This is a genomic window from Marivirga arenosa (assembly GCF_030503875.2).
GTDB classification, from domain to species: Bacteria; Bacteroidota; Bacteroidia; order Cytophagales; family Cyclobacteriaceae; genus Marivirga; species Marivirga arenosa.
On the sequence record NZ_CP129968.2, the window covers coordinates 1,627,653 to 1,641,821 of the forward strand.

At 32.9% G+C, this 14,169-nt stretch carries 8 protein-coding genes; 4 read left to right on the top strand and 4 right to left on the bottom strand.

Annotated features, from left to right (window positions below; all coding sequences use genetic code 11):
* Nucleotides 1-41: 41 nt before the first annotated feature.
* The 4 genes from QYS47_RS07020 to QYS47_RS07035 form a co-directional block, all read right to left on the bottom strand.
* Nucleotides 42-1,451, bottom strand: coding sequence for an MBL fold metallo-hydrolase (locus QYS47_RS07020; RefSeq protein WP_308357220.1), 1,410 nt, complete (start codon nt 1,449-1,451; stop codon nt 42-44).
* A gap of 162 nt (nt 1,452-1,613) precedes the next feature.
* On the bottom strand, nt 1,614-2,993 hold the full coding sequence (locus tag QYS47_RS07025; RefSeq protein ID WP_322348177.1) for an MBL fold metallo-hydrolase: 1,380 nt from the start codon (nt 2,991-2,993) through the stop codon (nt 1,614-1,616).
* A gap of 160 nt (nt 2,994-3,153) precedes the next feature.
* Nucleotides 3,154-5,652: a PspC domain-containing protein gene (locus QYS47_RS07030; protein ID WP_322348178.1), complete on the bottom strand. Its 2,499-nt coding sequence runs from the start codon at nt 5,650-5,652 to the stop codon at nt 3,154-3,156.
* A gap of 52 nt (nt 5,653-5,704) precedes the next feature.
* Nucleotides 5,705-6,067 carry a PadR family transcriptional regulator gene (locus tag QYS47_RS07035; RefSeq protein WP_308357217.1) on the bottom strand — a complete coding sequence of 121 codons (363 nt, stop codon included), beginning with the start codon at nt 6,065-6,067 and terminating at the stop codon, nt 5,705-5,707.
* Nucleotides 6,068-6,426: 359 nt separating this feature from the next.
* On the opposite strand from QYS47_RS07035, the gene QYS47_RS07040 reads away from it, so the two are divergent.
* The 4 genes from QYS47_RS07040 (at nt 6,427) to QYS47_RS07055 (ending at nt 14,160) form a co-directional block, all read left to right on the top strand.
* Nucleotides 6,427-7,503, top strand: coding sequence for a putative type IX sorting system protein PorV2 (locus QYS47_RS07040; RefSeq protein WP_322348179.1), 1,077 nt, complete (start codon nt 6,427-6,429; stop codon nt 7,501-7,503).
* Complete coding sequence (gene porU2, locus QYS47_RS07045; protein ID WP_322348180.1) at nt 7,490-12,493, top strand: putative type IX secretion system sortase PorU2; 5,004 nt, start codon at nt 7,490-7,492, stop codon at nt 12,491-12,493. The genes QYS47_RS07040 and porU2 overlap by 14 nt, the downstream gene beginning before the upstream one ends.
* Nucleotides 12,494-12,602: 109 nt before the next feature.
* Complete coding sequence (locus QYS47_RS07050; RefSeq protein WP_322348181.1) at nt 12,603-13,508, top strand: thioredoxin family protein; 906 nt, start codon at nt 12,603-12,605, stop codon at nt 13,506-13,508.
* On the top strand, nt 13,498-14,160 hold the full coding sequence (locus QYS47_RS07055; RefSeq protein ID WP_322348182.1) for a hypothetical protein: 663 nt from the start codon (nt 13,498-13,500) through the stop codon (nt 14,158-14,160). Before QYS47_RS07050 ends, QYS47_RS07055 begins: the two co-directional genes overlap by 11 nt.
* Nucleotides 14,161-14,169: the final 9 nt, after the last annotated feature.

Here is a 14,169-nt window from a genome sequence, read left to right on the forward strand (position 1 = left end):
TGTTTATATACATGGCCTTTCTGATTAGAATAGAATTAAACTTATAAAAGTGTAGTTGGGCATATATATTCAGATACAGGTATTTCTGTTTCCTTAATAGCTTTAAAGCCTCCCCTTACATCTTCAAAATTATCATAACCTCTTGCTTTCAGTATAGAGGCCGCAAGCATACTTCTATATCCTCCTTCACAATGCAAAATAAATTCTTGATCTTTAGGGATTTCTGCTAAATGCTGATTAATTTGATTTAAAGGGATGTTTTCAGCTCCAATTATATGTTCTGAATCAAATTCACTTTTCTTTCTTACATCAAAAATAATCGGTGAATTATTCATTCTTCCTGCTAAATCTTTAGCATCAATTCTATGAATAGTATCTATTTCTTTATGTGCGTACTTCCAATTGTTAAAGCCTCTGTCTAAATAGCCAATAGTATTGTCATATCCCACTCTAGATAATCTGATCATGGCTTCCTCTTCTTTGCCTTCTTCCGTCACTAAAAGAATTTTTTGTTTGATATCAGGAATCATTTCACCTACCCACATAGCAAAGTTTCCATCTAAACCTATATTTATGCTGTTAGGTATAAAGCCTTTTGCAAATTCTTCAGCATCTCTTGTGTCCAAAACTAATGCTCCGGTTTCATTTGCAGCTGCTTCAAAAGCCCCTGGGCTGAGAGGATGTTTAGCTTTTTCCATTACCGTATCAATGCTTTCATATCCTTTGATATTCATCAAAACATTTTTTGGAAAATAGCCTGGAGGAGCGGTCAGGCCAGTCAATAGTTTTTCTATAAACTCTTCCTTGCTCATCGATTGTAGGGCATAATTTGTTTCTTTCTGATGACCTAATGTGTCTGTTGTTTCTTTACTCATCATTTTACCGCAAGCACTTCCTGCTCCATGATTAGGATAAACTATCAACTTATCGTCCAATGGTAAGATTTTATTATGAAGAGAATCATATAATAATCCAGCAAGTTTTTCTTCAGTTAAATCTTCTATTACATGCTGTGCTAAATCAGGTCTACCTACATCGCCAATAAATAAGGTGTCACCAGTAATGATACCGTGATCTCTACCTTTTTCATCAATTAATAGATAAGTAGTACTTTCCATTGTATGACCTGGAGTATGTAATACTTTTACTTTATAATTACCTACAGTAAATAAATCATTGTCGGCTGCTACAATTGCTTCAAATTCTGGTTTTGCGGTAGGACCATAAACAATTTTAGCTCCAGTTTTCTTTGCCAAATCTAAGTGACCACTCACAAAATCTGCATGAAAATGAGTTTCAAATACGTATTTAATTTTTGCTTTATCCTTATTTGCTCTGTCAATATAAGGTTGCACTTCTCTTAAAGGATCAAAGATTGCAGCTTCTCCATTGTTTTCTATATAGTAGGCTGCATGTGCTAGACATCCGGTGTAAATTTGTTCGACTTTCATAGCTCAATAAAAATTTAGTTTATACAATTTTACGAGCTGTAAATCAGTCAGTTAGTAACTTTGGTAACCTTTCTTCAATACAATGATGAGAATCATTTTGAATAATGATTTATGTCATAAAAACCGTTAATTTAGAAAAAAATGGCAAAGAAATTTTACTTACTAAATGCCAGTGAATAATTCAAAAGATTCTAGATAATCGGGAATGAAAATATTTTTATGACCACTTTGTTCAAGCTCATTTTTCAAATGCTTCATAGCTTCCAATTCACCATGGACGATAAAGGTAAATTTTAATGCATTTGTAAATGATTCATACCATCTGATTAATTCCAGTTGATCAGCATGGGCTGATAAACCATCTATTTTTGTGTAATGACATTTGATGGATTTTTCTTCTCCGTAAATTTTCACGCTTTCCTTACCCTCTAAAATATCTCTACCTCTAGTGCCTACTGCCTGAAATCCAACCATTAGTAATAAATCATTTTCATTGCCTAAGCGATTAAACAAATGGTGAAGAATTCTACCCCCAGTAAGCATTCCACTAGCGGAAATAATAATGGCTCTATTTTTTAATTCATTAAGTAGTTTGGATTGCTGATGTTCCTGTACATAATGAAAGTTTTTAAAATTAAAGATCTCTTTATCCTTTAACTTATGGCGATCACTATATTTTTCATAGAGATTGGTCACGCTGATCGCCATTGGACTGTCAATGTAAACTGGGATATGCGGAATCTGGCCGGTTCTCATTAACTCATACAAGTAAAATAATAGATTTTGAGTTCGACCTACTGTAAATGCAGGGATCAAAATGACACCATCATTTAAATGATATAAAATATTCTGTTTTAACTCATCCTGAACTTTAGAAACTTCATTTATTCGGTCTCCATAAGTGGATTCCATAAATAATACATCTGCATTTTTGAAATGAGTAGGAGGATTTAATATGGGGTCAGAATCTCTTCCGAGATCTCCACTGAAAAGAAGAGTCTTTTCTTGGTTTTCACCTTTCAAAATAATTTTTACTGATGCAGCACCTAAAATATGTCCTGCTGGATAAAATATAATTTGAACCTTATCATTAAGGTCGAAGGGTCTTTCGATCTTTTGGGGAACCAAGGTCTTTAATGCCGCTTCAGCATCTTTTTGATCATACAAGGCTAATGGGTTTTTGTGCTTAGAAAAGCCTTTTTTCTTAGCGTACTCTGCTTCCTCTTCCTGAAGTTTGGCTGAATCTAACCACATAATTTCAAGAAGGTCAGCTGTTGCATCTGTACAATATACTTTTTTATTGTATCCTTGTTTAATCATTCTTGGAACGTAGCCAGAATGATCTAAATGTGCATGTGTGAGAACAATTGCATCTACTTCTTCTACATTAATGGGGAAATCATCCCAATTTCGCAATCGAAGGGTTTTTAAGCCTTGAAAAAGTCCACAATCAACTAATACTTTAAAATCATCTATTTCTAACAGAAATTTTGATCCTGTTACGGATTGTGCGCCACCCAAAAATTTTACTCTTACGTCCATATTGATCTACTTATGTAGCATTTAACACTAGCAAACTATCAATTTAAAAGTAAAACTTGTATGAAATGAATGATTATTTTGAAAATATTATGAGCTAAGGGTGGAGGAGTGAAAAAACAAACTCATGTCAGACTGAATTGCTGACATGAGTTCAATTTTATTAATCTGCAGAAATTCGTCCTGCGCTATTGCTCTCACGGTCTAAGCGAGGTCTTCCTTGATAAGTAATTTTTGAAGCACTACTAGCTTCTGCATTTAAATAATCAGTAACGTAAACTTCGGCTTTAGCAGCACTTGAAGCTTCAATATCAGCTCTTTTTACTTTTAATCCATAGGCCTCCAATTTTGCTGCACTGCTAATATCTAAGTTGAAGTAGTTAGCTACTCCTTTTAATCGTGATCTTCCAGCACTAGATAAATCCATGTTGATTTCATTATAGTCCAGATCAGCATATAATCTAGCACCACTTCCAATATCTAAAGTAAGTTTGCTACCTTCCATTTTCTGAACATTAGCAGTAGCTCCAGATGTTACTTCTAAATTATTTAATTCTGGCATTCTGATAATACACTTCACTTTAGGGAACTGTGAATCCCAGTCCCAATCTTTTGAAAAGAATTTCCATTCTACTTCCTCTCTATCAAAATAAACTTTCAATCTGTTATTTTGAACTTCAAACCGGAAGTCTTCCAAATCATCCGTGTCATCAGTAACCACTTGTAAACCATAGTCATTCGATTGAATTACTTCAATCATGATTCCTGTATTTGCCGATATTTCATCGAAATCTGAGATTTCATAGGTTCTAGTATAAGCATCATCATCAAATTCTAATGATGGACCGAAGAACAAATCGGTATTAGATCTAAAATCATCATCTGATTCGTAATATGATCTTTTCGTTTCTTTTTTATCAGTACAAGTCAAACATTTTAAGTCTCCATTTTCTTCAAATGTCCATCTGTTATTGGGGATTTGACTTACACTATACCCATTAATATAAATTGTATTTTTTAGGATATGTCTCATTTTTCTACCCATCTCAAACTCTTGTCCATAAGGTACATATAACGTCATATCTAACCTTTGTCCTCTGAATGGCGCATCTTCTTGAAACTGAATATTCGAATCGAACCATAAAATACTGTCACTTTTCAACTCTACATTGTGGCTTACCTTTTCCGCATTCTCACTAGCTTCAACTCTGGTGCTGCCTTGTGCTTTAAATCGTTTTTCTAATTTATAAACATCGCCTTCATATCCTCTGATTTTTAGATCAGTAACATCATAATCTTCATAACCTACTTCATTTAATTTAAGAACAGCTACCTTATTATTTAGATTATACTCCTCTGTTATTACTACTTCTCCATCAGATTTAAACTCCATAACTTGCGCTGGTATTAAAAATGCGCCTGTTATTAAGCTTACAAACCAAATAGCGATCAAAGAGAATGCGACAGTTCTGTTCATTAACCATTTTCTAGCCATCACACTAATACCTGCAACCGCTAGGAATAATGCTGGGATTAAGGATAATAAGAATACAACAATAATTAATTCTGCAGAAAAGGTATTGGCAATCAGTTGAGGCGGAATATCAAAGAAATTAAAAATTGAGGCATCTATCAATAAGCCTTGGCTGATAATAAGCAAAACAATCGAGGTAACCGCAGATGATAAACCCACCATTGTTAATACAATACCCAATACGATTCTTGCAGCTTCTACTAAGAAGTTAACTAAAGGGCCTAGTATTTTTGCTAAACCAGTTAAAATAATTGCTATTAACCTGAAAGGAAATAATAAGATTTTAACTAATAATGACTCTTCACCATCTTCAACCTTTAAGCTCGATTTAATATTCTTTTCAATATTACTTAAGGTAATGGGGGTTCCTTCCATCTGCATTTTCTCAGTTACTGTTTTCGCAGAAGGAGTAATAAACCATAAGACTAAGTAAATAATTAAGCCTGCTCCTCCTGGAATTAAGAGTAATACAAATAGTATTCTAATGATAGCAACATCAGTTCCAAAATAAGCTGCTAATCCTTTTGCTACACCGCCAATTACTCTGTTTTCTTCACTTCTATATAGCTTTTTTACCTTGTCATCCTCTTTAAGATTAGGATTTGCGGGTAAGAAAATCCACATTAAAATGTAACCGATAAAGATTATGGCAGAGGTAGGTTGGAAAGGAATAAGTCCTAAGAACCCTACTATGAATAATAATCGTATCCATAAAACGTCAATACTAAAGTAATTCGCTATACCTGCTGCAACACCTCCAAAAATATATCTTTTAGTGTCTCTGTATAACTTTCTTTCTCCTTCACTTGCTTGGCTTTCATAGCTTTCAGTAGTGTTTTCTTCAAAAGCTTCATCCGTTTCTTCAGCTTTTTTGAAATCTTCAATGCTACCTAACGTAATCATTAAAGCTTCTACATCTTCAAGCTCAATTACTTGCTTGTCTTCCTTAAGTTTAGCTAAGAAAATTTCAGCAATACGATTTTCAATATCGCTAATGATTTCCTGACTGTCCTTAAAATCTGAAAAATAACGATTGATGGCATCCAGATAGTTTTTCAGCTTGTCAAAGCCATCTTCTTCTATGTGGAAAATTATGCCTCCTATATTTATACTTATATTCTTTTTCATTGCTTTAAAATTAAGATTTTTTGATTAATGATTTTGAGAAATTATTAGCCAATTAATTTTCCTCTTTTTCAGATTTAAGTTCATCATCTGTTTTTTTCTTGATTCTTTTGGCTGATTTATTAATCTCAATCCAAGTTTCATCCAATGCTTTAATTGTATTTTGTCCGCTCTCAGTTAATTGATAATATTTTTTAGGCAGACCACTTTGCGTCTGTGACCATTCATATTGAACTAAATCTTCTTGCTTCAATTTCATTAATAAAGGGTATATGATACCTTCAACTTTAATTAAATCTTCTTCAAGTAATTCGTCAATGATATCGGAGGCGTAAATTTCACCTCTTCTTAAAATCTGCATCACACAATATTCCAGAACCCCAGTCCTTAATTGTGTTTTTATCTTTTCTGCTAACATAGAATTATCATTTATTGATTAATTAATTATGGACCCAATGCCATTGTCTCTTATCCTATGCCAAGATGTGTACCATATTAATTTAACTAGTGAAATGCTTTGCACTATTTTGATTAAAAAGTGCCTATACATCAAATAAAATGGTGTTATTTATTTTTTTATTGAATTAAAGCAGGAAATCTAATGTTGAGGATTTGTTCGTGAAAGGTCAATTTCTTCCGATAATTGTTCGAAAGTGAACAATATAAAATGCCTTGAATTGCTAGATTTAAGTTGAAATCTAGCATTAGAAATTCAGATATGAATATCAACTTATAACTATAATTCTTATTTTTGAAAATTAAAGAACCCAATATTTAATGCGTAATCTCATTTTACTATTTTTATTATTAACCTCATCTCTTGAATTGTCTGCGCAGATTTCAAAACCAAAATATGCGAATGAGTTTTTATCTATTGGTGTTGGAGCTAGAGCTTTTGCGTTAGGTGGAGCCACCATAGCCTCAGTACAGGGAGCATCAGCTGGTTATTGGAATCCTGCAAAGTTATCATCATTAGAAAGTGATTATGCTTTAGATTTAATGCATGCAGAATATTTCGCAGGAATTGCGGCATATGATTATGCCGCTTTTGCGACAAACATTGATGAAAAAAGTAACATGGGGTTTTCAATCATTAGATTTGGAGTTGATGATATACCAGATACTCGGTTTATCTATGATGCAAATGGAGCCTTAAATTATGACAATATACGATTCTTCTCTGCTGCTGATTATGCTTTTCAATTTTCTTATGCCAGAGAATTAGATTTTTTGGAAGGGCTTTCAGCAGGTGCTAATATGAAAATAATTCACAGAACTGTCGGTGAATTTGCTACAGCCTGGGGATTTGGCTTTGACTTAGCAGCGCATTATAAATGGAATAATTTTGATTTTGCTTTAGTAGGGCGTGATATTACAGGAACCTTTACTAGTTGGTACCATAATATAACTCTGATTGAAGATATCTATACTCAAACGAATAATACAATTCCTGAAAACACTACTGAATTGGCAGTACCTCGTGTAATATTTGGTACTGCCTATACGCAAGAGCTACCTTATAAATTCTCTATAATGGGAGAGTTTAATTTTGATGTAACCTTTGATGGTGCTCGAAATACTTATGTTAGTGAAGAAAATTTCTCTATTGATCCTAAAGGAGGAATTGAAATTGCATATGACAATATGGCTTTTCTAAGATTTGGAGGAAATAATCTCCAAAAGATTAAAAATTTCAATGGTTCAGAGAGATGGAACGGTCAAGCAAATATTGGATTGGGATTTAAATATAGAATACTACAAGTTGATTATGCTTTCACTGATTTAGGAAATAGTTCTGAATCTCTTTATTCTCACGTCTTCACTTTAAAATTGAATTGGAATGCGAAGGAATAGGGTAGTATTTATTATATCGTTTTTATTTCAGTTTACTCAACTACTTGCTCAAAATCCTCAGTCATGGATTAATTATAATCAAACTTATTATAAAATCTCAACAGCAAGTAATTCGCCTTACCAATTAACTTATAATGATTTATTAGAGGTCGGAATTCCTTTAGCAACTATTGATGCAAGAGCCATAAGAATGTATCATCGTGGAGAGGAGGTAGCAATTAGAATTACAGGACAAAATGATGGACGAATTGATCAAGGGGATGTAATTCAATTTTTGGGAAAATCCAATGATGGGGTTTCAGACACACCATTATATCAAAATCCATCAGATCAGGCTCATCAATATTATAATCTATTTTCTGATACCACCGCTTATTTTTTAACATGGCGGTTAGACGGTACAGCAGGTAAGAGAATGATAGAAAGAAGTATTGTTAATAATACAAGCAGTTTAGCAGCTGAAGAATCAATATTACAATCAAAATTGCAACTATATACTCAAAATGGAGACAGAGGTCAACGTTATAGCCCCCAAGATGATGTTTATAAATCTTCCTTTGATTTAGGTGAGGGATGGACTGGATCAGCTTTTACGGCTTCAACAGATTTTACACTCTCCAATATTGTTAAAGAGAATAGATCAGCAGCTTTACCTGAACTTGAGGTATTAATACAAGGCCGAAATATGCGTTTACATCAAACAGAAATATTAGTAGGACCTAATACTGGTAATCTTCGATCAATTGGGGTAGTCAATTTTGAGGAATATCAATACCAATTATTAAATGCTGAATTGCAGTGGGAGGATATCAATACTGATGGAACAATGGTAGTTCGCGCTATACCTCAAGCTGAGGGAGCAGATAGAATTTCTTTATCCTATAGTAAATTAGATTATCAAAGAAATGCAGATTTAGAAAATGAATCGGGTATTCAGTTTAGTCTAAATCCAAATCCTAATTCTGAATCTTATGTGAGCTTTACAAATACCAATAGTAGTGCACGACTTTACAGAGTGGATATTTATAATGAACCAGAGCTATTGTTAACCAATCGAAACGGTTCTGAAATCAATACTGTAGTCCAAAATACATTAAATGGCGCAAAGCTATACATTCAAAATCAGAATTTCTTAAGTCCTAAAATTGAGAAAGTTAGTTTTAGAAATTTGGCTAATTTAAACCCTGATTATGTAATAATTAGTCATCCTCAATTAATGAGGCCTAGCGGAGAGTATAGCAATCCTGTAGCTGCATATTCTGCTTACAGGGCTTCAACTACTGGTGGAGGATATGATACACTTACAGTTGATATAAATCGATTATATAACCAGTTCAATTATGGGGAAATCTCACCTCTAGCTGTTTATAGATTTACTGAATATTTAGTTCAAAATACCAAAGCTAAAATGGTTTTTATAATTGGGAAAGGAACCAATTGGTATCATAATTATTACAGAAGAAATGAAATAACTGATGATTTATACAATGATTTTGTTCCACCCGCAGGTTCACCTGGTTCCGACAATTTATATGGGTTTGATTTAATAGATAATGCCAGAGCATCTATATCCTTCGGCCGTTTAAATGCACATAATAGCCAAATTGTAGCTAATTATTTAGATAAGATAAAGGATATGGAATCTCAGGAATTTGATGATTTGAGAAGGAAACATTTCCTAAATCTTAGTGGTGGGGTTTCTTTTACTGAAGTGAATCGATATATCAATTATATCAACGACTTTGCTAGCGCTGAAATAAGGCCTTATATCGGAGGAGATTATTCTAACCTAACCAAGGAAACTACCCAAGTTGTGGAGTTTATAAATGTATCTGAAGAAATTAATAAAGGAGTTAATTTGATTACTTTCTTTGGTCATTCTAGTCCCAATACTGCAGACATCGATATTGGACTTGTTTCGAACGAAAATTTGGGTTATGAAAATCAAGGGAAATACCCCTTTATTCTAATTAATGGTTGTGATGCAGGGGCTATTTATCAAATCGCTAAAAATGCAGATGTATTTGGCGAAAATTGGATCAACACAGCAAATAAGGGTGCTTTAGGGATGATTGCTCATTCCTATTTAGGGTTCTCAAATGAATTGAAACGCTACAGCGATATATTTTTTGCAAAGGCATATAACGATTCGGTTTTAATTAATGAACCCATAGGAATCGTTCATAAAGCAATAACAAATTCATACTTGGATATATTTGGTGCCAATCCTTCGCCTCTGTATATCTCTCAGGCACAACAGATGAATTTGATGGGAGATCCCGCATTTAAACTATTTCCTGCTGAAAAGCCTGATTATGAAATAACGGATGAATCATTGGAGGTAGTTTCTTTTGATGGGAATGAAATTGATGCCTTAACTTCTGAATTTGGGATAGATGTGATCATTAATAATTATGGCATAACAGTTGAAGATTCCTTAGCTATTTTAGTGAAAAGAAATTTGCCTAATGGAGAAATAATTGTTCAAGACACACAATATGTGGCACCAGTTTATTATCAGGATACGGTTCAGATTAAAGTAATAAATAATAGGCCAGAAAGTTTTGGACAAAATATATTTGAAGTTATAATTGATCCTGCTGGCAAAGTAGATGAACTCAACGAAAATAATAATACAGCTCAGATTGAATTCTTCATTTCCTTAGGTACAACACTTAATTTATATCCCTACAATGATGGAATAATAAATAATCAAAATATTACCTTAAAAACACAATCAATTGATTTAAAGTCGCCTGTACGAGATTTTTTATTTCAATTAGATACTGTTCCTACTTTCAATAGTCCATACTTACAATCTCAAACCATAAATGCGAGAGTAATAGCAGAATGGCAGGTATATTTATTGGCTGTAGAGGATCAGAATTATTACTGGAGAAGCAAATTTGCAAACCCTCAAGCAGGTGAATTAGATGAATGGTCGAATTCAAACTTTGTTTACAATTCAAATTTAGCTCAAGGTTGGCGTCAGAATTCTATTAATCAGATTTCAAAAAATAATATTGAAGGGATTACCATTTCAAATACATGGAGCTTTGAAGAAAATAACTTTGACTTAAGTGTTGTAGCTCCTGCTAATAGTCAAACAGATAATATCAGTATTAAAATCAATGGGAATGAATATGCCACTTTTGGTAGTCAGTTGGGGCCTTGTGCTATAAATACACTTAATTTAGTAGCATTTGATAAATCAACTGGCGTGCCTTATGTAATCCTATCGAATGGAAGTTTTGATGTGTTAGATCCCTTATCATGTGGGATTAGACCACAAGTCATTAATCAAATTAGAAATGAACAATTAGCACAACCGGAAGAGTATTTTAAGAAATATTTTGATGAATTAGCTGAAGACGACTTTGTATTGATTAGTTCTTATGATAGTGTAGCATGGAATGTGTTACGAGCTAATAATAGAACAGAATTATTGAACTTAGGTGCTTCTTCATCAGCAATAGATAATTTACAAAATGGAGAGCCTTATATATTATTGGGAAGAAAAGGTGCAGGAGAGGGTAATGGGATTGAAGTTTTGGCTGATGCCAATAGTACTACTTCAACTAAACAACAAACTATTAACTTGGATGATATAATAAATGCGCGTTTTGAATCAGGAAGTATAGTTTCTAGAATTATAGGTCCAGCAAAATCTTGGGATCTATTAGATGCTAATTTTATTAATGTTGAAGCATCTGATATAATTAGAATTGATGTATTTGGAATTGATACTTTATCCAATCAAGCATTATTATTCTCGGATGTGAACCTACCGCTTAATATATCGAATATAAATGCAGAATTATATCCTCAATTAAGATTGAGAATTAATTTTTCTGACCCTACAAATTTAACACCTGCTGAACTCACTAATTGGGAAGTGACACATACTGAAGTACCTGATATTCTAATTTTACCAACTCAAGATACAGAAGAAATGAGAGCAGAATTGGCTGAAGGAGAAGTATATAATGCTTCATTTCAATTATTCAATGTTACTCCTAATGATTTTGATGACCCTATAATTTTAAATCGTGAGATATTTAACCGTGAAAGTAGACAGACTTTCAATGAAAAGATACAGTTTCCTGCTTTACTCAGCGAATCAGATACCACATTTAGCCTAGGTATTAATTCTGAAGCAAAAGTAGGTGAGAATGATTTAATCTTGAAACTGAATGATAATAACTCATATAGTGAGAAAAGATTTAGTAATAATCTGCTTAATTATAATCGATTATTCATGGTGCAGAAAGATTCACTTCCACCATTGATTGAAGTTACTTTTGATGGAATTAGTATTCTAGATGGTGATATAGTATCACCTCAACCATTTATTCAAATTGAATTAAAAGATGAAAATCAACTCATTCAGAAAAAGGATACTACTGGAATTGAAATGGAATTACTAGAACAGTGTGAAGGATGCTTGCCACAGAGAATTAACTTTTCAAGCCCTAATGTTGAATGGATTCCAGCATCAGAAGAAAATGCTTTTACCATAAATTACCAACCCAATCCTTTAGAAGATGGAAATTATCAATTAAGAGTTCGAGCAACTGATGCTAGTGAGAATACAGCAGGAGAAGAGCCTTACAAGGTACGCTTCGAAGTAGTTAATGCATCTACTATCACAAATTTTTATCCTTATCCTAATCCATTTTCTACCAGCACACGCTTTGTTTTTACCTTAACAGGTAGCGACTTACCTCAAGAAATTAAAATTCAAATTTTAACGGTAACAGGTAGGGTAGTAAGAGAAATATTACAAGATGAAATCGGGCCTATTCATATCGGAAATAATATAACTGATTATGCTTGGGATGGAAAAGATGAATTTGGTGATCGATTAGCAAATGGTGTTTATCTCTACCGAGTATTAGTACGTAAAGATGGAGCTTTTATGGAACAGAGAGCAACAGCGGGTGATAAAGCATTTACAAAAGGATACGGGAAGCTTTATATTTTAAGATAATGTTCATTCAACATAAAATTATTTTGAGTTGTTAACACTATTTAACACAAATCGTAGTTGGTAATATACCTTAGTAGTTAATTTGCATAAAAATTATTCTAAAAGAACTATGATGAAGAAAGCACTATCAATTTTAACCACTTTTTATTTACTTTCTATTTCTCTGTCTCTAGCTCAGGGGGTAGAATTTTACACTAACGATGATGGAGATAAACATATTTGGGGGGAATTTCCAGTTCATCAATTACAAGAGGATACTACTTATTCAACTTGGTTTAACAAAGGCTATGAGAAATTCTCATTAGAGCAAAAAGAGTTAGAATGGAATAAAAAACTACAGAACAAAGAAGTAGACATTTATTTAGGAACTTGGTGTGGAGATAGCCAGGAGTGGGTACCTCAATTTCTTAAACTTTGGGATGAATTAGGTTTAGAAAGGGATCAACTGAGATTCATTGCTCTTCATAGTTCTGATGAAAAATACAAACAAGGACCTAATGGAGAAGAAAAGGGCTTAAATATTCACCGTGTACCTACCTTTATTTTTAAAGAAGATGGAAATGAAATTGGTAGAATAGTAGAATCGCCAAGTACAGATTTATTAACCGATGTTGCTCAGATAGCATTGGGATATCCGTCAGCACCTAATTATAAAGGAGCTACTTATTTTCTTGATCTTTTTGATAAAATGACTTTGGATGAGGTTTACGAAGATATCCAAAATATTTATAATACAGCTTATTATAAAGTAGGTAGATCTGCAGAGTTGAATACCTTGGGTAAGGTATTAAAAGCTGGGGGAAAAAATAAAGAAGCCTTACTTATTTTTCAACTCAATACCTATTATCACTCCTCAGTATGGTATACTCATAATAGTTATGCAGAGCTTTTGACAGAAATGGAGAATTATTCAGAAGCAGTTAAAGCTTATGAGAAAGTAATATCCATATATCCTGATAATGAGAAAGCTAAAGCAGAATTAGAAAGGATTAAACCTTTGATCAATGAAGATTAAAGAGAGAATACACCTGATTGATTTTTATAAAGGCTGGTTTGATAATCTTTTCTTTAAGATTTTATTAATTGTTATATTTCTACTGAACTGTAATAGAAATCTTTACAGCCAAAATAAATCTAATTGCTGTTCTATTAAAATTCAGCAAATTGAACTAAATGATTCAATACTTGTAAAAGAGATTGATTTACTGCTTGATTATATGAATAGCCGTGATTCACTATTCAATCAAGGCTTTGGTTACATCAGGGTTAATACATTTCCGAATTATAACTTCAATCCAAATTCTGATACTGTTTTTCAATATATGTTATATCCAGAAGTTAATACCTTCGATAGAAAAGATATTGATTCGCTTTTTCCGAAATATTATAGTTTTGTAGAAGGAAGGGTAGTACTTATTTATTCTTCTGCTTTAGAAAGAATGACTAATTATAGTATTGATAAGCAGAGTAAGGAAGATTTTTTGAATCTAATGAGAAAGCACCAAGTTCCTGCGGAAAACATGATAGGAACTTTACCAAATGGGGAAGAGGTATTATTGAAAAATATACGGTTAAATGATCGAATATGGTGGGGAAGTGAGAGAATGATTACCATTTATAGATCAAAAGTATATGAAGTAAATTACAATCCCGATCCTTATCACTAAAAGAAAAAA